We start from the raw sequence: 18,891 nt of genomic DNA, 5'->3' as shown, positions 1-18,891 counted from the left end.
ATAACTTAGCTGATAATTCAGTTAGGTTATTTTTGTTTTTACTTAAAATTCAGATAATAATATTGTTAACGCTTACATAAGTTGTTATTAGTACTAATAGGCATTACTTGTTCGTAAGAAAAACCTAAAGGAATTAGGAGGGATTTTTTTGCATGCAATTTGGTTAGCGGTAATTGGAACAATTGTATTTATTTTAGGTTATCGTTTTTATTCAAAGTATGTAGCTGAAAAGATTTATCGACTTGATCCTAACTTTGTTACTCCTGCACATGAATTTAAAGACGGAGTTGACTTTGTTCCAACAAAGAAAACGGTATTATGGGGGCACCATTTTACTTCGGTTGCAGGTGCTGCTCCAATCGTAGGACCTGCAATTGCTGTATATTGGGGCTGGCTACCTGCATTAGTTTGGGTTTTGTTAGGGACCGTATTTGCTGCAGGCGTTCATGATTTTGGTACATTAGTTTTATCTGTTAGAAATAAAGGACAATCCGTTGGAACACTGGCAAATAAATTAATTGGCAAACGTGCAAAGTTATTATTCTTATTTATCATATTAATTTTGGTGTTGATGGTTAACGCTGTGTTCGCATGGGTCATTTCAAACTTATTTATTAAATACCCTGCGAGTGTTATCCCAGTCTTTTTAGAAATACCACTTGCAATTTGGATTGGTTATGCTGTTTATAAGAAAAAAGGAAATATGCTGATACCATCTATTATTGCACTTTTAATCATGTATGGTTCTGCTGTACTAACTAGTAAGGTGCCAGCACTTCAAATTGACTTGGTCAATTACTTTGGGGGAGCAGGTAATACGACACTCTTTGGTCTTGATGCTGTCGCAATGTCCTTCTTTGTTTGGATCATTATACTGATGATTTATTGTTATATTGCTTCCATTCTACCAGTTTGGAAATTGCTACAGCCAAGAGATTATATTAACTCGCATCAATTGGTAGTCGGCTTATTTATAATGTACGGTGGGTTATTATTCTTAAATCCAGAAATAACAGCTCCAATCACAAATCCAGGGGCATCTGATTCATCATGGTTTCCATTACTTTTCATTACCATTGCATGTGGAGCAATTTCTGGATTTCATGGACTTGTAGCCTCTGGAACTACTTCTAAGCAATTAGATAAAGAAACAGATGCACGTTTTGTTGGTTATTTTGGGGCAGTTGGGGAAGGATTCTTAGCATTAATTTCAATTATTGCATGTGTTACTCTTTTTGCAAATGCTGGTGAATTTAAAGAAGCTTATCATAGTTTTAGCGCAGCAAATGGTGGGGGGTTAGGAAACTTTATTGCAGGAGGGGCACAGCTAGCTACTGGTATTGGTATTCCTTCAGATATTGCTGGCACCATTATATCTATTATTGTTGTAAGCTTTGCTGCAACAACACTTGATTCCTCTGTCCGTTTAATGAGATACATTATTGCTGAGCTAGGTAGTGAATATAATGTACCGACGCTTTCTAAGACACATGTCGCTACATCAATAGCTGTTGTTGCTTCTGCAGCTTTAGTTCTTCTGCCAAAAGGTCCAAATGGATTTGGATCAGGTGGATATTTACTATGGCCATTGTTTGGTACCACAAATCAGCTTTTAGCTGCAATCAGCTTGTTATTAATATCCATTTGGCTGAAACGTCTAGGGAGAAATTACTTAGTTTCCTTTATTCCAATGGTTTTCCTATTGTTTATGACGATTTGGGCGATGTTCCAACAGGTTATTTTCGAATGGTCAGGTGTAGGGGCAACAGATGCAAATCTTTTATTATTCATCTTCGGAAGTATCATTCTAGTGTTTGCCATTTGGATTGTTTTAACGGCAATGAAAGAACTAACAAGAAAGGATGGACCACCAAGTATTAATAAAACAATGTAATGAGCAGAAACCCAGCTTGTCTGGGTTTCCTTTTCAATAATTAATAAAGTGAGTGATGTTCATGATTGGTCTGTCTTCATTAAAAAAAATAATACAGCTGTATGATGAAATACTATCCGTTAATCATCGAACAGAAATTGCTAGAGAGTTACGAAATGAAGATGATATATTTCTTCTTTTATGTTTATCTGAAACTTTAGGTCTACCAAATCCAGCATTTTACTATACGTTGGAGCTTTATCCCTATATGATTGAGAAGTTTCATGACTGGCATTTACGAATGGGTATGGAGAAATCACCACTTGATGGAATTCGATGTTGTTAAAGGATGATGAATATGCTAGGGCATAAGAGAATACTGTTTGTCGGTGGAAAAGGAGGAGTAGGGAAATCAACAAGTGCTGCTGCTCTTGCCTTATTACATGCAAAACAAGGATTTAGAACTTTATTAGTTTCAACTGATCCAGCTCACAATCTCGGTGATATCTTTCACACAAGCCTATGTAACAAAGCAATGAATGTAGCGCAACATCTTGATGTAATAGAGATTGATCCAAGTATTGAAGCAAGGGACTATATTAAATCTGTGAAAAATAATATAAAAGATGTAGTAAGCTCACATATGCACGAAGAAGTAAATCGACAAATTGATTTGGCAAGCTCTTCACCAGGTGCAGAAGAAGCTGCTCTATTTGATCGAATCGTATCTATTATTTTAGACGAATCAGCCATTTACGATTCAATTATCTTTGACACGGCACCAACAGGACATACGATAAGATTATTAACTCTTCCTGAAATCATGGGTGTTTGGATTGATGGAATGTTAGATCGAAGAAAAAAACGGAATGACAATTATACCCAGCTGTTAAATGACGGAGAACCAGTTGAAGATCCTATTTATGAAGTACTTCAAAATAGAAAAGTACGTTTTGCACAAGTCCGTAAGCTTCTGTTAGACAAATCAGTAACAGGATTTATTTTCATTCTAAACCCTGAACGATTACCTATACTAGAAACAGCAAAAGCAATTTCCCTATTAAAAAAACATAAATTAGAAGTAAGCACACTTCTAATCAATAAAATTCTATCACAAGACATTGAGGGGGATTTTTGGAAAAAAAGAAAAGAAACTGAAGCCGAATATTTAAGTTGGATTGAACAGGAATTTGCGCAGCAACAAAAATTCTATATCCCATTGTTTGAAAGTGATATTAATTCAGTTTCTTTATTGGAAGAGTTTGCTTTGCATATACAAGAAAAAATGATGCTTAAGATAGAGTGATAACTTTGTTATCGCTTTTTTCTTATATTAGTAGAGACTTGCTGGTTCTATTTTGATTTGATAAGTTGAGCCATCCTCGGCTTTTATAATTAATCCTGGACGTTGTGAGCCTCTGAATATTTCAGCACGGTCTACAATTTCTTTGTAGACGACTTCACCTTGAAGGATCTCACGATATGTTTCAAGCGCTCTTGAAATTTCTTTCACCAGTCGTTGTTCAATTTGTATTCCCATAATCAACCCTCTTTCTAAATAAACTTGTCTATTCTCATCTATATTCCTCTTATTTCCTTATATGAATAAGTGATTATGATTTGGAATAGAAAAAGCTGTCCAGCTTAAGTACACACTAACTGGACAGCTACTTTTTATGATGTTATCTCTTGTTTTGAACGTTTATTTCTTTTCACATACCGATGGAATTCGATGATTGGTTGAGTTAAAGCAATAATTGGTTTACTAGCTAACAAGAAGCTTATAACTAAGGTTGTAGATGTAAATACGATTACTGCTTCAATTGTATTAGAGAACTCGAACAAAGATGTTTCTTGTAGCAGCTTAATGACAAGTCCATGAAGTAAATATACATATAATGTTCTACCACCAAGCGGGGTGAAGAAATAATTCCCCTTTGGAACTAAAGCCAAAAAGCAAACGGTAATGATAAAAAACACAGCATACATGACTAATCGTAGAAGCATCGCAATATGAAGTTGCCCTTCATACCCCATATCAATATACGATGATGATGCTAATAACCAATCTCTTCCACCCTCAGGGAAAAAGTAATAATATCCGAGAAAGATGAGCAACATTGAAATCGCAGATATAATTCTTACTTTTGCAGTGATTAAATAATTAAAATGCTTCTGATTTAAATAATGTCCTAAAAGAAATATTGGGAAGAAAACAAAGGTTCTAGATAGACTTAAATAGCCACCAACATCCTGATCATATCCAATCAATAGTGCGATTAACACGGCGAAGAAGAGTGGATACTTCATTTTTGTAAATAATTTAGTTAGCACATTCCAAAATAAAAGGCTTAATAAGAACCAAAGGGTCCAATAAGGGTCAACTAGTGTAAACGTGACCTCCTTATCTTGAATAGAATACAATATCGAATAAATAAATTGAAAAATAATGTAAGGAATTAGAACTTTTTGAACAACCTTTGTTAAGTATCCCTCTTTAAATAACCCTTTAGAGAAATATCCTGCAATCAAAATAAAGGCAGGCATATGAAAGCTGTAAATAAAGTTATATGTTGTCGTTAATAAATGGTGGTCTGATCTAAATGGACTGATAAGATGTCCAAAGACAACTAATACAATGAGAATGAACCTTGCATTATCAAAGTAAGCATTTCTATTCAAAGAACCTGACATGATGTAACCTCCTAAAAGAAATGGTCCTTATAAAATACTATAAAAATTATGAAAAGGTGGGGGTATTGTGGCAATTGATATACGATTGTTAATTACATGAAATATAAATTTCAGGTTAAAATAAGGACATACATCTCTACAAAGAGGAGTCCACTTATGAAAATTCCAACATTTAAAGTCATCATAATGACAATTCTCTCCATTACAATGATTACAGTTTTATTTCATGAATCACTTGCATCAGCCACTCCCAATAAAACAAACATAGTTGCTTTAGGGGACTCGATTACGTATGGGACTGGTGACCCAAAGAAGATTGGATACATTGGAAGGCTCAAAGATAAAATTAAAAACCCCGTAATTATTCAAAATTTTGCTATACCAAAATATAAAACAAATCAAACATTAGATCAGCTCAAATCACAAAAAGTAATAAAGGCAGTACAACAATCAGACTATCTTATCTTAAATATTGGTACAAATGATTTTAGGAAAAGTACAAGCTATTCCTTTAATCAAATAGATTTGAGCGAATTTAAAAAAGGACAAAAACAGTACGTACAGAACTTAAAACAAATTCTGGTTATATTAAAAGAGTTAAACCCTTCAGCTCCGATTTTCGTATTCGGACTGTATGATGCCTATGAAGATCATAACAATTCAAAACAGTTAAATAGGCTAATTATTAATTGGAATAAGCAAATACAAGCTGTTATTTCAGAAGTTGATCATATTACCTATGTACCAACAATTGACCTTTTTCAAGGCAAACCAAAGACGGATGTTTTTAGTGACTCATTACATCCAAACGAAAAAGGCTACGACATATTGGCACATCGATTACTCAAAAAAATGGAAGAATTAAATGAGCAATCAAAAATTAATAGATGAGAACTGAAAAATTATATACCTTGTTATTCCTGAAATCAATCTAAATTTTAAATACCGGCTAAGCTGGTATTTTTTTATTTCAAAATAATAATTGACAGTAGTTAAATACTTATGATATTTTTAGAATACATTTTAACACTCTAACAATTTACCAAACTAAAGTAACGAGAGGAGAACAATCATGAATGCAGTCATCATAGCTGTTCTTGTTATGCTTATATTAAGTCTTTTAAGAGTAAATGTTGTGTTTGCTTTAATCGGAGGGGCTTTGCTAGGTGGATTATCTGGCGGATTAAGTATCACAACGACAATCGATGTTTTTTCAAATGGATTAGGTGGGAGTGCTGAAGTGGCGTTATCTTACGCCTTATTAGGCGGTTTTGCAATAGCCATTTCAAAAACTGGACTTCCTAATTTGATGGTCGATAAAGTTTTAAAAACAATAGGAAAAGAAGGAGAGACACGAAAGAAAACTCTGTCTAAAGCTCTTATCATTTTTTCAATTCTAATCATGGCGATTTTTTCTCAAAATGTTATTCCAATTCATATTGCATTTATTCCGATTTTAATTCCACCAATGTTACATATGATGAACGAATTAATGATTGATCGACGCCTCATTGCTTCAGTGTTAACATTCGGACTTACTGCACCTTATATTCTGCTACCTGCTGGATTTGGTAAGATTTTTCACGAAATCATCGCAGAAAACATGGCAAATAGTGGACTTGTTATTCAAATCAGTGATATTCCAAAAGCAATGCTTCTACCAACAGGTGGACTTGTCATTGGTTTATTAATAGCTATTTTCATTTCATACCGTAAACCAAAAAACTATCAAACTATTGAAATGACAAAGAATGAACAACATAGCTACTCGAAGCTTGCAATTATTTTCGCACTCATTGCAATTGCTGCTGCGTTGACTGTACAGCTTTTACTAGATTCAATGATTTTTGGAGCATTAGCCGGTATCATTGTTATTTATTTAAGCGGAGCAATCAAATGGAAAGAGGCAGATTCACTATTAACTGAAGGTATGAAAATGATGGCTTTCATTGGATTTGTTATGTTGGCAGCGTTTGGTTTTGCTGATGTGATTAAAGAAACGGGAGATGTTGAGGTACTCGTTCAACAGGTGTCAGGTATCATAGGAGGGAACAAAGCTCTAGCAGCTATTCTTATGCTATTCGTGGGACTTTTAGTTACGATGGGAATAGGTTCATCATTCTCTACCATTCCAATTATTGCAACAATTTTTGTACCACTTTCACTAGAATTAGGATTTAGTCCGATGGCTACCATTGCACTAGTTGGTACTGCTGCAGCATTAGGTGATGCTGGTTCTCCAGCGTCAGACAGTACACTTGGTCCTACGGCAGGGCTGAATGTAGACGGACAACACAATCACATTTGGGATACTTGTGTTCCAACATTTCTACACTATAATATACCACTCATTCTTTTTGGATGGCTGGCAGCAATGATATTATAATCGCTCAGAAGGTGAATTTCTCCAGAAGAAATTCACCTTCTTTAGGTTTAACATAATAACATTAATGGAATTTTGTAAAACAGTATTGTTATAATGAATAGCATACAAAATAAATAAGGAGAAAAAACATGAGAAGAAATATTACATACAAACTAGGGATAACTTTACTATTCCTTACGTTAATCTTATTTGGTTGTGGAACAAATACTGAGAACAACAATACAAATGTAGAAACACCAGCTGAGCAGCCAGAACCATTCGAGGTCGAAAAACATCCAATTGTAACAATTACTATGGAGAATGATGATCAAATTCAAATTGAGCTTTATCCAGAAATCGCACCAAATACTGTGATGAATTTTGTGTCATTAATCGAACAAGGTTATTATGATGGACTGATATTTCATCGAGTGATTCCTGAATTTATGATACAAGGAGGAGATCCTGAAGGAACTGGCATGGGTAATCCTGGATATAGTATTAGAGGTGAATTCACAGCCAATGATTTTGACAATCAATTATCACATGAACGTGGTGTGATTTCTATGGCACGTACTCAACATGATCCTAATTCTGCTGGATCGCAATTCTTTATTATGGTTAAGGATAGACCAGAACTGGACGGTCAATATGCTGCATTTGGTAAAGTGATTGAAGGAATCGAAACCGTTGATCAAATCGTTGAAGTCGAAACAGATGAAGCAGACAAACCATTGAATCCCCAAATCATGAAAAAAGTAACTGTAGACACATTTGGATTTGATTATAAAGACCCTGTTAAGCAATAGAATTGGAAAAGGGGGAAGTAAATATGGAATCGTTACCTAAAGCAGTATTTCTAGATATGGACGGGACGATCTTAAATCATCAAAATAAAGTAAGTGTCAACACAAAAGAAACGATTGATATGCTACGTTCAAAAGGTATTTACGTATTCATTGCTACAGGTAGAGCATTTGCTGAAATCGAAAAAGTAGTGCCAAAAGGATTTCAAGTAGACGGGTATGTAACATCTAATGGAATGGCTGGTTATATAGATACAAATGTTTTATTTGAACACTCACTTTCTAGGGAATTAGTGGACAGACTTATTAAAAAAGCAAGAGAACATAAAGTATATTATGAACTATTTCCATACGGTGCATCAAGAATAACACTGAAACAAGATCAGTCATATATGGTTGAAGAAATTAGAGACCCTATGCCTGATGGTCTTGGAATAAATGAATGGCTTTCAAGAAAACAAGCAATGAATGAAGAAATTTCATGGACAGATGAAGTTGAAGGAAACACATTTTCTAAATTTTATTTCTTTGCGCGAACAAAGGAACACATTAATAATTGGAAACATGAGCTTGAAGAATTAAAGAAAGAACTAGAATTCTCCTATTCGATTTCGTCACCTTACAATGTAGAAGTAATGGTCGCGAATGTAAATAAAGCAACAGGAATTCAACAAATGATAAACCACTTTAATATGAGTGCTGATGAAATAATGGCAATTGGTGATAGCGATAATGATTTGCCAATGTTAAAATTTGTACATTATCCAGTTGCGATGAAAAATGCACCAGATCATATTAAAGAAATCACACGTGATGTTACAGAATTCACTTGTGATGAAGATGGAGTTTCCGACTACTTAAAAACTAAGTTCTCATTATAAATCAAAAAGGCTGTCAAGTTGGCAGCCTTTTTATCGAGTAAATATATCTTACATATTTTCATTACTTGTTGATTTTTTCCCAATTTTAACTTGTTTAGGGGGAATTGGATACGATGCCTTCCCTTGATCATTGGGACCAGTTAGATTGTTTCTTTGATCAAGAACTTTACCTGTATATTCAATTGGATGTTGATTTGTCATTCTCTCACCTCCATTAATAGGATGCTTGAAAACAAATGACAAATAACAGGTAATTTTTCCTTATTCTTCTGCACATATTCTTTATACATGTATTATCATGATTATTATTTTTTATATGTTTTCATATTCTTTACTTCACCTTTTGCATTCAACAATCGATTCTGAATCACATTTGCTGAATAAAAAAATGAGCCTAGATTATTATCTAAATTAGCAATTGAATCATCCTTTAGAAGATGATAGCTAATCTTTTCTTTCCAAAGTGTATTTCTTGAGTCTGTTAATCCAATCAAGTTAGAAGAATCACAATATCGATTCACTGTGTATTTACCATGTAATGTTAAGAGTGCCTTCAAGATTACACCTTTTAACCCATCAAAGCTCATATTCTTCATGGGACTACTTGTAAATTGATAAATGATTCTTTCGTCGGGTTGATCTGTGAGCTGAACATTTGCCTGAAGGGAAAAGGCCATATGAACATCTCCAGAAAGAATAATACAATCACTAGGATCCCATTTAGCGATTTGCTGATGGAAAGTTGTATATCCTCTTCCATTAAACTTCCACCATTCGAGATCAAGCATCGTTTTTAATGAGGAGTAAATGGAGCTAAGCGGTAACATAAATTGCAGTAAGAAAGTTTCAATCAGACTGATTCCATACAAAGGACATGGTGAAATAATGATTAGTGGTGAATTTGATTTCCATTTACTTTGCTTTAGACTTTCATCTACTTTATTCCAAGCTTCATTACGTATTAAATTAGGACCTTGTGCAGCGTATTTTAGATACTTTTCTAAATTAAATTGGTCTGGTGCTGGAGGGGACAAACGCTGGGTACGTGTATCTAACACCACTGCTTTCGGAAAAGTAGGGGCAATATAATGCCATGAGTCAAAACCCAAAATGGTATCAAGCCATTCTCTATAATCTTCACTTTCTAGATTTTTTGAATTCAAATACGACTTCATCGTTCTCATAAATGGTTTCGAGAAAGCAATAGGTTCATTTCCCCAGCCTTGAAAAGCCCAATAAGCTGTCAATCCATTTGCAATAATATGCCTTCCTAGAGGTTTATTACTTACAGTTTCTTTCCACTTCTCTGTAATATTCCAATCATCTGTTAGATCATGATCATCAAATATCATATAAGTGGGTATGTTTGCCAAAAGCCTTCTTATTTGTGGAAGACCATTTAAATAAGAAATAAGCTCATCTTTTTGCTCATTATATCGTTTACGCAGTGTATCAATTTCTACCTCCTGCTGTTTTCCTAGTAGCTCTTCATGAAATCCTTCCTTTGAAAGTACGAGATTGAATGACTCAATCTGGTTTTCTTCAAAAGCCAATTGTAAGATTTCAGGGCTCCAGCTACATAAATATAACGCTGTATACTCCCCAAGACTCATCATGTGATTATCTGAATGGCTTGAGGTGAATCCACAATATTCCTTCATTATTTTCGAGCGCCCACCAATCTGATTAATGGTATTCTCATTTTTTAACTTAGGTTCTATTTGAGATAAGTTTTCGTTTTCTCCCATTAAATAATTCCCTAATTTGTAAAGAAAGGGGGCAAGGGGATCTGCTACATCATCAGCATATATTTGATCTCCCATCATGAATAATGAGCTTGGTCGTGAGGCTACGTTAGAAAATGTTTCATTTAGAACTCTATCTCCACTAACTAATGCATCGGGATTTTTTCCATGCTGCTTTCGACATGAACCATAAAGAAACCGTGTTTCATTCGCATCATCATTAATGTAAAACGAAGGATACTTCAAATCACCATATACAATCGAATGAGGATCATTAGGAGTAAGTAATTGAAAATCATTTAAGTCCATTGAAATCCTTTCATGAGTAAACATAAGGTTATATCCTAATAACGATTTTGTCGGAAATGTTCCTCTGGTTGGAACTATTTTAATTAAATTGATATAGATATTCTTACCGAGCTGAACCGCTTGGGTTTCAGTTAAGTCACTAATCATTTCATATTGATATTTATCATTCTTAGAATCTATATGATATAGCTTTGCAGTTACTTGATAATTTTCACTTAATGCAGCCCATATGACAATCTGTGTTGGTTCAACACGTCTAAGAATAGGTCCGGCTAATATTGTAGGTAGATCCAAGAATATCACCACCGTGAACGTTGATGATATAGTCTATTCATCTATTAGGCACAACGTGTTTTGCTAAAACTTCACTAAATAAAGAAAGTGAACTTGACATATTTAAGGAAGGAGAAGAATTAAATAGTAATAAGAAAATATACGCAATTACAATTTGTAAGCGCTTCATATCTAATTGTAATCTGCCAACGGAGGGTGACGATGGAAAAAACCATACTTGTATCAGACAACAAAAAAGGAGTTATTTGTATCACACTAAATAGACCACATGCAGCCAATGCTCTCTCAAAGCAAATACTCTCGGAATTAACCGAAGTTCTAGAAGACAGTAAATATAACAAAAGAATTCGTTGTATTATAATCACTGGAGCGGGTGAAAAAGCATTTTGTGCTGGCGCTGATTTGAAGGAACGAGCAGGTATGACTATGGATGAAGCAAGAAAGGCTGTTTCCTTCATCAAGGAGACAATTAACAGAATTGAAGATTTACCACAGCCTGTCATTGCAGCAATAAATGGATTTGCACTAGGTGGAGGGACAGAACTAGCGCTTGGCTGTGATATAAGAATTGCCTCTGAAGACGCACGACTTGGTCTGACTGAAACTTCACTTGGAATTATTCCAGGCGCTGGAGGCACACAAAGATTACCAAGGTTGATTGGGAAAGGAAGAGCCAAAGAACTGATTTTTACTGCTAGAAAGGTAGACGCAAGTGAAGCATTGGAAATTGGACTTGTTGAGTATGTCACACCTAGAGATTTACTTTTAGACAAAGCATATGAAATAGCAGAACAAATTGTAAATAATGCGCCGATTGCTGTGTCTCAAGCAAAATACTCAATTGAACATGGTTATGACGTAGACTTACATACAGGATTGGCGATTGAAAAGAATGCTTATGACATTACCATTCCAACATCAGATCGATTAGAAGGTCTGCAAGCATTTAAAGAAAAAAGAAATCCCATCTATAAAGGACAATAGTAATCACATTATACTAAGAAAAAGGAGATAGTTGCCTCTTTTTTTCATTCAATAGGAAGAATGTCCAAGCTATATCTATCAACCTTCATAAGCTGTTATTAAAAGTTTAGAAGGGAATGATAGAATGTTTGGTTATTCAATGGTTCAGTTAGTAAGGCTAAATGCTAGCAAGCTAGATCGCCCATTGCGCGAGAAAATACTAAACCTCTACAAACCATTTAAGTGGACACCATGTTTCATGCATAAAATGTTTGAAGCAGCAATTAAAAAAAGTAGAAAACTAAATGTCATTATTGAGTTTGAAAAAGGCTGCTATCATGATGGATGCACAAATCTTCATGAAGTATTACACTCTCATAAAAAGAATAAAATTAAACGAGAATTCTCAAGAATTTCTTGCTGTAGTGTAGATATGACTCCACAAGGATTAGAAGATGTACTTTCAAGCTGTGAGCACATTAAGAGAATCTATTTAAATCGTGAGGTTCAAGCGCTTCTTGACGTGGCAGTACCATCAGCAAATGCACAACGAATTGTAAGAAATAATACTGAGCTTACTGGTCAAGGTGTTAAAATGGCGATTATTGATACAGGAATCTATCCACATCAAGATCTTTCTGGTAGAATTACAGATTTCGTAGATTTTATTAATAATAGATCAGAGCCTTATGATGATAATGGGCATGGAACACATTGTGCAGGGGATGCCGCAGGAAATGGCGCAGCATCTTCAGGCAAATATATGGGTCCAGCACCTAAAGCTAATTTAGTAGGAGTCAAGGTCTTAGATAAACAAGGCTCTGGTTCATTCGAAACAATTATGCAAGGTGTTGAATGGTGTATTGAATATAATGAAAATAACCCCGATGAAAAAATTGATATTATAAGTATGTCACTTGGTAGTAGGGCAGAAAACTTTGTTGAGGAAAATAACGATCCCATGGTAAGTATTGTTGAGGAAGCATGGGCAAGTGGTATTACTGTTATTGTTGCTGCTGGAAATGATGGGCCAGAAAGACAAACAATTGCAAGTCCAGGAATAAGTGATCAGGTCATTACTGTTGGTGCTCTTGATGACAATGATACAAGTGATACAAGAGAAGATGATGATGTAGCTAGCTTTTCAAGCAGAGGTCCAACCATTTATGGGGTAAATAAACCTGACATTTTGGCACCAGGTGTTAATATCATCTCACTTAGATCCCCTAACTCATATATGGATCGAATAGATAAACGAAGTCGAGTCGACAGTAATTATATAGTAGCATCTGGTACGTCTATGGCAACTCCTATTGTGGCAGGGATTGTCGCATTGATGAAAGAGCATGACCCAAATCTTACTCCAAATAAAGTTAAAAGCTTACTAATGTCAGGAGCAGATTTGTGGAAAAACCGAGATCCAAATGTTTATGGAGCTGGATATATTAACGCTGAGAAATCAATTCCAGAATAAATAAATATAATAAACTCTTTTCTAGCTGTTCCTTATAATATTTAAGGGACAGCTTTTATTCATATTAAAAATAGTGCATAAAGATTATTTTGACAGATCATGAAAAATGCTCTAAATTTAAGTAGTATATTCAAATATTCAAATATACATATATTAAAAACAATAAAAAGAAGGGTTTATCATGAGACAAAAATGGTTATTCACTGGACGATATATAGGATATTCACTTAAATGGTTTCAGAAAGACGTATTATCTGGAATAGTAGTCGGAGTAATAGCCATTCCACTTGGGATGGCATTTGCAATTGCATCCGGAGTCAATCCTGAATATGGAATCTATACAACGATTATTGCAGGTATCCTAATCTCACTTTTAGGTGGATCAAGATATCAAATTGGAGGGCCAACTGGTGCATTTATCCCTATATTATTTGGGATTGTTATGACTTATGGTTATGAAAATCTGCTAATTGCAGGATTTCTAGCTGGAATCATCTTATGTTTATTGGGACTTTTCAAACTGGGTTCGCTGATTAAATATATTCCTAGACCCGTTACCATTGGATTTACGTCTGGGATCGCAGTGATTATTTTTACAGGACAGATTGCTAATTTCCTCGGACTAACAAATGTGGAGAAACATGAGTCCTTTTTAGCTAATATCAATGAGGTGTTTAATCACTTCAATTCAATTAATTTATATAGTGTTTTAACTGCGTTAATTTGCTTATTTACAATCTTAGTTACTCCTAAACTTGCACCTAAAGTCCCTGGACCTTTAATTGGATTATTGCTTTCAACAGTAGTATCAATCATTTTTTATCCTACTCAAATAGCAACCATTGGTACCACCTTTGGCGACATCCCAAGTGGACTACCACAATTTAAGTTTCCAGAGATTACACTTGAACGTATCCAACTCTTAATTAGACCTGCTTTTGTGATAGCCATTCTTGGTGGAATTGAATCACTTTTATCAGCAGTAGTCGCTGACGGTATGACAAATAGTAAGCATAATAGTAATAGAGAGCTTATTGGTCAGGGCGTTGCAAATATGATAACTCCATTATTTGGTGGAATTCCAGCTACTGGTGCAATCGCAAGAACAGCAACCAATATAAAAAATGGAGCCACTTCACCTTTTTCTGGAATCATTCATGGCATAATTGTACTACTCATTTTACTTATATTTGCTCCATATGCTTCAATGATTCCATTAGCAAGTATGGCTCCTATCCTAATGGTAGTGGCATGGAATATGAGTGAACGCCATGTGTTCCTACATGTATTACGTACAAAAACTGAGGATTCTATCATTCTAGTTGTCACTTTTTTACTAACTGTATTTGTTAATTTAACAGTAGCAGTTGAAGTAGGACTTATATTAGCTGTTGTCTTATTTACAAAGAGAATGAGTAATATGATGGTAACGGTAAAAGCCTTGCCTAATCCTAACAATAAACATGAAAAAGTCGAATCTCAGATGGTCACATCATCTCGAGACTGTCCACAGATTAGCATTTATAACGTGGAAGGGTCATTATTTTTCGGTGCTGCACAAGCTTTTGAGCAATCAATTATGAAGAACATCCACTATAAACCAAGGATTCTACTATTAAGGATGGGAAAGGTTCCATTTATGGATACGACAGGGGAATCTTACTTTACAAGTATTGTTAAAAACTTCTCTAAACATGGGATCCTATTAGTTTCTGGAATAAACCCACAACCAAAAAGTGTATTAAAAAAGTCTTCTGTTTATGATTTAATAGGAGAAGAACATTTTTTTGACCATACGGGAGATGCAATTAACTATGCTCTCCAACATCTGAATCACAGAAAGTGTCTTGGATGCAAACAATTTGCATTTAGAGAGTGTTCCATATTATCTTGTACAGAAGATCAAATAAAAGAAAGAGATAAGTTTTCATTGTAGAAAAATAAGAACAAAGAGAGGTAGATTATTTGAACCTTGATATGCAGCAATTTAAAGCGGATTTTTTCAAAGCACTTGCACACCCCTTAAGAATAAGAATTCTTGAAATACTAGCAGAAGGGGATAAAAACGTAAATGAAATTCAGCAAATTGTTGGAAGTGAAGGGTCGGCAGTATCCCAACAACTCACAATCCTAAGAGCGAAAAATATTGTAACAGGGACAAAAGATGGAAATAGGGTCATCTATACATTAAGAGATCCCATGATTATTGAATTATTACAGGTTGCACGTCAAATTTTCAACAATCACCTAGTCGATACCATTACATTCCTTGACAAATTTAGTGAAAATGAAGTTGAAGAGAAGTAAAAAGCACCTAATAAGGTGCTTTTTACTTCAACTGCATGGTTGTAATGCAAGTGCCATCATTCTCAAAAGTTGCAATCTCTGACTCAGCAATTTTTCCTTTATATTCTATCTTTGTCCGAAACTCTTTATTTCGAGGTAGCCATAAATCTATAAAGCCATTTGCATGTGATTTCAACGTTTCATCAATGATGATATTTCCATCCATATCTTCAATATACACATTAAATTCTTCATTACTTAATTCACCTTGACAACCTGTCAAGCTATGGTTCAGTCAGGGATGTGTTTCATTAATGAAAGGTGCAATTGAAATAAAAAAGTCCTCTTCAGACAAATCATACTCTGTCTTATCACCATTACTACTAGTGACAATTAGGTGTGTTGAAGTGATTGAAGCGGACTGATCTTTTTTCGTGCCAACACTAAAGTCATTCACCATTTCTTTCAAATCTTGAGTTGCAATATTAGTTTCACCACTACAAGCAGTTAATAATAACGCAACCAAAAAGGGTGTAGCTAAGAGCTTTAATTTCTTCATTTAAACATTATTCACTCCTTGTCTCATTCTATATATGAATATACCATGTTTATTCAATCAGAATAATATAATATCTACAATTTACACAATTTCTTCATTTTTTAGCCCGAAAACCACAACCACTGACTTCAAAGTGTTAATATAGTCTAATATATCATTAGACTAGGAAGGGTGATTGGATGACTAAGTATAAGTATGTATTATTTGATTTAGATGGCACCTTGTCTGACCCTAAAGAGGGTATCACGAAATCTGTTCAATATGGTTTAGAGAAAATGGGGATAATTGAGACAGACCTTGATCAATTAACCCAATTTATTGGTCCACCTTTACAAGAAACGTTTTCAAAGGGATACGGTATGAATGATTCGGATACGAAAAAGACGATTGACTATTATCGGGAGCGCTTTAAAAAAATAGGGATGTTTGAAAATAAGATTTTCCCAGAGATTCCAGAACTATTGAACTTACTTTCAAAGAACTATACTCTCATTGTCGCAACATCTAAGCCGACTGAATTCTCAATACAAATTCTAGAACATTTCAATATAGCACATTATTTTGATTTAATCGTTGGAAGTAATCTTGACGGAACCAGAAGTGCTAAAACCGAGATTATTGATTACATATTGAACAATTACAGTAAGCAGCCACTAAGTGAATTTATCATGATTGGTGACCGGAAGCATGACATCATTGGAGCAAACAACACTGGCATTGACTCTATTGCTGTCACTTATGGCTACGGTTCAGTGGAAGAACTTACTGAAGCTAAACCAAGTTATATCGTTTCTGAAGTTGAAGAAATAAAAATAATACTAGAAGTTTCATAAATATTGAATATAATTGCAAAAAGCCACTTTAAATGAGTGGCTTTTGTGTTTAAATTAACTAACAACTTTTTCTGAAGTGCTTTTATTTAATTGAAGAATTTTCTTTGATTGAGTCCCAATATACACTCCAGTTAAAACACAAATAGCACCGATTGCATGTCCCCAGGTAAAGCTCTCACCTAGAAAAAGGGTCGCCATAATAACAGCCGATAATGGCATGACATTAATGAAAATTGATGCTTTAGCCGCACCAACTTCTTTGATTCCATGATAATACATGACAAAAGAAATGACTGTAACAAAAATACTCATATGTGCAATTGATAACCACACATCAAAAGGGGCTTGCTTCACATCCGCCCAAGTTGTTTCAGCAATGGCAAAAGGAAATAAAAATAAAGTTCCAAAGGCACAAGCATAAGTAGTAGATACAACCGAACTAAATTTCTTTAACACTATTTTTCCGACTACGCTATACAATGCCCAACTAATAACTGCACCTAAAAGAATAAAATCAATTGGTTCAAATCCCATATGAAACAAACTCATTAGATGACCATCTGTAATAATAAAAGTAACACCAACTAGAGCAATGATCATTCCAATAATATGATTCTTTGTAATCTTTTCTTTAAGAAATAGACCGGACAAAAGAACAATTAACACTGGATTTGAGGCAATAAATAAAGAACTCTTAATAACGGGGGCGTGCTTACTAGCCAGGAAGAAGCAAATATTATAGATAGCAATTCCTGTTAATCCCAGTACTGCAAACAAACCATAATCTTTTAATGTTGGTTTAACTTTCTTTTTATCCATTACCCACATCAATGGGAATAAAAGCAATGCTGCTCCAAAAAAACGTAAAAAAGCAACTGTAGCGGGTTCAAAGCTCTGCACAGCAACTTTGCCAGCAATAAAAGCACTTCCCCAGGTTGCAGTTGCCAATGTAAGCATTCCATAAGTAAGCCATAATCTTTTTTCCATATATGTCACCTTCAATAAATGATTTTATAAAATGTATTGTACCATTTTTTTCGAGTTTCGAAATATTAATTTACTGAAAAAATATATATTTCTGTCTGTTCTTGATTGTGAAGCGATGCTAAGCTTAAAATAAAAAAGGGAGTGGAGGGGATATGGTGAAGAATAGAGAAATTATCTATATTAGTAAAGGTAAGCCCGTAAGTAAAAGCTATCAAGGAACAGAATACCAATCAGGGATATGGAAGGAACAAACGGATGAATTAAATGTTGGTTTTCACTCTATTACTGATGATCAAGTGGCAAATCCAGCTTACCATGGTGGTTCAGAACGAGTAATATGCTATTATCCATTTGAGCACTATACATATTGGGAACAAGAGTTTAAACAGACTTTAACACCATCTGCTTTTGGTGAGAATATTGCTGGTTTAAATATGAGGGAAAATGAAGTGTGTATCGGTGATATCTTTCAAATCGGAGATGCTGTTCTTCAAGTTTCACAAGGACGCTATCCTTGTGCGACGATCAATAAACGAAATGATAACCATCTTTTATTAAAGAGAATTTTTGAAACAGGCTATACTGGTTACTTCTTCCGTGTGTTAGAAGAAGGGACAATTAAGAAGGATTCGACCATCAAATTAATCTCACCACATCCAAAACGAGTGAGTGTTTCTGAAATCCATCAGCTATACTTTCATGACAAGTCACCTACATTAAGTGATATAGAAAAAGTTCTAGATGTAAAAGAGCTTGCAGATCAATGGCGTCAATTAATGATTAGCCTAAAGGAAAAACATTATAACGATTTGGAGGAATAAC

The 18,891-nt window shown here is 34.6% G+C and carries 19 protein-coding genes; 13 read left to right on the top strand and 6 right to left on the bottom strand.

Annotated elements, in window-relative coordinates; all coding sequences use genetic code 11:
• Positions 1 to 148: 148 nt before the first annotated feature.
• The 3 genes from F7888_RS03100 (at position 149) to F7888_RS03090 (ending at position 3,179) form a co-directional block, all read left to right on the top strand.
• Positions 149 to 1,894, top strand: coding sequence for a carbon starvation CstA family protein (locus F7888_RS03100; protein WP_191777094.1), 1,746 nt, complete (start codon positions 149 to 151; stop codon positions 1,892 to 1,894).
• A gap of 61 nt (positions 1,895 to 1,955) precedes the next feature.
• On the top strand, positions 1,956 to 2,219 hold the full coding sequence (locus F7888_RS03095) for a cory-CC-star protein (protein WP_191777093.1): 264 nt from the start codon (positions 1,956 to 1,958) through the stop codon (positions 2,217 to 2,219).
• Between the two features lie 6 nt (positions 2,220 to 2,225).
• The gene (locus tag F7888_RS03090; RefSeq protein ID WP_191777453.1) at positions 2,226 to 3,179 is read left to right on the top strand and encodes an ArsA family ATPase; all 954 of its coding nucleotides are present in this window, start codon (positions 2,226 to 2,228) and stop codon (positions 3,177 to 3,179) included.
• 27 nt (positions 3,180 to 3,206) lie between these two features.
• Here the strand turns inward: F7888_RS03090 and F7888_RS03085 are convergent, their stop codons facing one another.
• Both F7888_RS03085 and F7888_RS03080 read right to left on the bottom strand, forming a co-directional pair.
• On the bottom strand, positions 3,207 to 3,413 hold the full coding sequence (locus tag F7888_RS03085; protein ID WP_191777092.1) for a hypothetical protein: 207 nt from the start codon (positions 3,411 to 3,413) through the stop codon (positions 3,207 to 3,209).
• Between the two features lie 134 nt (positions 3,414 to 3,547).
• Complete coding sequence (locus F7888_RS03080) at positions 3,548 to 4,567, bottom strand: acyltransferase family protein (RefSeq protein ID WP_191777091.1); 1,020 nt, start codon at positions 4,565 to 4,567, stop codon at positions 3,548 to 3,550.
• Positions 4,568 to 4,723: 156 nt separating this feature from the next.
• Here F7888_RS03080 and F7888_RS03075 point away from each other — a divergent pair, with 156 nt between their 5' ends.
• The 4 genes from F7888_RS03075 (at position 4,724) to F7888_RS03060 (ending at position 8,619) form a co-directional block, all read left to right on the top strand.
• Positions 4,724 to 5,458, top strand: a complete 735-nt coding sequence (locus F7888_RS03075; protein WP_191777090.1) for a GDSL-type esterase/lipase family protein — start codon at positions 4,724 to 4,726, stop codon at positions 5,456 to 5,458.
• 181 nt (positions 5,459 to 5,639) lie between these two features.
• Positions 5,640 to 6,953 (top strand): Na+/H+ antiporter family protein, encoded by a 1,314-nt coding sequence (locus F7888_RS03070; RefSeq protein ID WP_191777089.1) that lies wholly within the window; start codon positions 5,640 to 5,642, stop codon positions 6,951 to 6,953.
• 128 nt (positions 6,954 to 7,081) lie between these two features.
• Positions 7,082 to 7,741 (top strand): peptidylprolyl isomerase, encoded by a 660-nt coding sequence (locus F7888_RS03065; RefSeq protein WP_191777088.1) that lies wholly within the window; start codon positions 7,082 to 7,084, stop codon positions 7,739 to 7,741.
• Between the two features lie 23 nt (positions 7,742 to 7,764).
• Positions 7,765 to 8,619, top strand: a complete 855-nt coding sequence (locus F7888_RS03060; RefSeq protein WP_191777087.1) for a Cof-type HAD-IIB family hydrolase — start codon at positions 7,765 to 7,767, stop codon at positions 8,617 to 8,619.
• Between the two features lie 48 nt (positions 8,620 to 8,667).
• On the opposite strand, the gene F7888_RS03055 is transcribed toward F7888_RS03060, so the two are convergent.
• Both F7888_RS03055 and F7888_RS03050 read right to left on the bottom strand, forming a co-directional pair.
• Entirely contained in the window at positions 8,668 to 8,820 is a 153-nt protein-coding gene (locus F7888_RS03055) for a hypothetical protein (protein WP_191777085.1), read from the bottom strand.
• Positions 8,821 to 8,924: 104 nt separating this feature from the next.
• Positions 8,925 to 10,967 carry a metallophosphoesterase family protein gene (locus tag F7888_RS03050; RefSeq protein WP_191777083.1) on the bottom strand — a complete coding sequence of 681 codons (2,043 nt, stop codon included), beginning with the start codon at positions 10,965 to 10,967 and terminating at the stop codon, positions 8,925 to 8,927.
• A gap of 201 nt (positions 10,968 to 11,168) precedes the next feature.
• On the opposite strand from F7888_RS03050, the gene F7888_RS03045 reads away from it, so the two are divergent.
• From F7888_RS03045 to F7888_RS03030, 4 genes are all read left to right on the top strand, one after another.
• Complete coding sequence (locus F7888_RS03045; RefSeq protein ID WP_191777082.1) at positions 11,169 to 11,951, top strand: enoyl-CoA hydratase; 783 nt, start codon at positions 11,169 to 11,171, stop codon at positions 11,949 to 11,951.
• Positions 11,952 to 12,075: 124 nt separating this feature from the next.
• Positions 12,076 to 13,404, top strand: a complete 1,329-nt coding sequence (locus tag F7888_RS03040) for a S8 family peptidase (RefSeq protein ID WP_191777080.1) — start codon at positions 12,076 to 12,078, stop codon at positions 13,402 to 13,404.
• Between the two features lie 181 nt (positions 13,405 to 13,585).
• Entirely contained in the window at positions 13,586 to 15,340 is a 1,755-nt protein-coding gene (locus tag F7888_RS03035; RefSeq protein WP_191777078.1) for a SulP family inorganic anion transporter, read from the top strand.
• A 29-nt stretch (positions 15,341 to 15,369) separates the two neighbouring features.
• Positions 15,370 to 15,711: an ArsR/SmtB family transcription factor gene (locus F7888_RS03030; protein WP_191777077.1), complete on the top strand. Its 342-nt coding sequence runs from the start codon at positions 15,370 to 15,372 to the stop codon at positions 15,709 to 15,711.
• A 22-nt stretch (positions 15,712 to 15,733) separates the two neighbouring features.
• Here the strand turns inward: F7888_RS03030 and F7888_RS03025 are convergent, their stop codons facing one another.
• The gene (locus tag F7888_RS03025; RefSeq protein ID WP_191777076.1) at positions 15,734 to 16,249 is read right to left on the bottom strand and encodes a CueP family metal-binding protein; all 516 of its coding nucleotides are present in this window, start codon (positions 16,247 to 16,249) and stop codon (positions 15,734 to 15,736) included.
• 179 nt (positions 16,250 to 16,428) lie between these two features.
• On the opposite strand from F7888_RS03025, the gene F7888_RS03020 reads away from it, so the two are divergent.
• Entirely contained in the window at positions 16,429 to 17,082 is a 654-nt protein-coding gene (locus tag F7888_RS03020; RefSeq protein WP_191777075.1) for an HAD-IA family hydrolase, read from the top strand.
• 54 nt (positions 17,083 to 17,136) lie between these two features.
• Here the strand turns inward: F7888_RS03020 and F7888_RS03015 are convergent, their stop codons facing one another.
• Entirely contained in the window at positions 17,137 to 18,069 is a 933-nt protein-coding gene (locus F7888_RS03015; protein ID WP_191777074.1) for a DMT family transporter, read from the bottom strand.
• Between the two features lie 152 nt (positions 18,070 to 18,221).
• Between F7888_RS03015 and F7888_RS03010 the strand changes: the two genes are divergently transcribed.
• Positions 18,222 to 18,890, top strand: a complete 669-nt coding sequence (locus tag F7888_RS03010; protein ID WP_191777073.1) for an MOSC domain-containing protein — start codon at positions 18,222 to 18,224, stop codon at positions 18,888 to 18,890.
• The last annotated feature ends 1 nt before the right edge of the window (position 18,891 follow it).

Origin of the sequence: Litchfieldia stipae (genome assembly GCF_014837155.1) — a bacterium.
Lineage (GTDB): Bacteria > Bacillota > Bacilli > Bacillales > Bacillaceae_L > Litchfieldia.
The sequence above is the reverse complement of the archived record's forward strand: the minus strand, read 5'-3'. Positions and strand labels throughout refer to the sequence as shown.

Bases quoted from the DNA above. Each gene is read 5' to 3' on its own strand.
- F7888_RS03055 (WP_191777085.1), bottom strand. From the start codon at position 8,820: ATGACAAATCAACATCCAATTGAATATACAGGTAAAGTTCTTGATCAA.
- F7888_RS03090 (WP_191777453.1), top strand. From the start codon at position 2,226: ATGAATATGCTAGGGCATAAGAGAATACTGTTTGTCGGTGGAAAAGGA.
- F7888_RS03020 (WP_191777075.1), top strand. From the start codon at position 16,429: ATGACTAAGTATAAGTATGTATTATTTGATTTAGATGGCACCTTGTCT.
- F7888_RS03095 (WP_191777093.1), top strand. From the start codon at position 1,956: ATGATTGGTCTGTCTTCATTAAAAAAAATAATACAGCTGTATGATGAA.
- F7888_RS03010 (WP_191777073.1), top strand. From the start codon at position 18,222: ATGGTGAAGAATAGAGAAATTATCTATATTAGTAAAGGTAAGCCCGTA.
- F7888_RS03060 (WP_191777087.1), top strand. From the start codon at position 7,765: ATGGAATCGTTACCTAAAGCAGTATTTCTAGATATGGACGGGACGATC.
- F7888_RS03085 (WP_191777092.1), bottom strand. From the start codon at position 3,413: ATGGGAATACAAATTGAACAACGACTGGTGAAAGAAATTTCAAGAGCG.
- F7888_RS03075 (WP_191777090.1), top strand. From the start codon at position 4,724: ATGAAAATTCCAACATTTAAAGTCATCATAATGACAATTCTCTCCATT.
- F7888_RS03065 (WP_191777088.1), top strand. From the start codon at position 7,082: ATGAGAAGAAATATTACATACAAACTAGGGATAACTTTACTATTCCTT.
- F7888_RS03015 (WP_191777074.1), bottom strand. From the start codon at position 18,069: ATGGAAAAAAGATTATGGCTTACTTATGGAATGCTTACATTGGCAACT.
- F7888_RS03035 (WP_191777078.1), top strand. From the start codon at position 13,586: ATGAGACAAAAATGGTTATTCACTGGACGATATATAGGATATTCACTT.
- F7888_RS03045 (WP_191777082.1), top strand. From the start codon at position 11,169: ATGGAAAAAACCATACTTGTATCAGACAACAAAAAAGGAGTTATTTGT.
- F7888_RS03040 (WP_191777080.1), top strand. From the start codon at position 12,076: ATGTTTGGTTATTCAATGGTTCAGTTAGTAAGGCTAAATGCTAGCAAG.
- F7888_RS03080 (WP_191777091.1), bottom strand. From the start codon at position 4,567: ATGTCAGGTTCTTTGAATAGAAATGCTTACTTTGATAATGCAAGGTTC.
- F7888_RS03070 (WP_191777089.1), top strand. From the start codon at position 5,640: ATGAATGCAGTCATCATAGCTGTTCTTGTTATGCTTATATTAAGTCTT.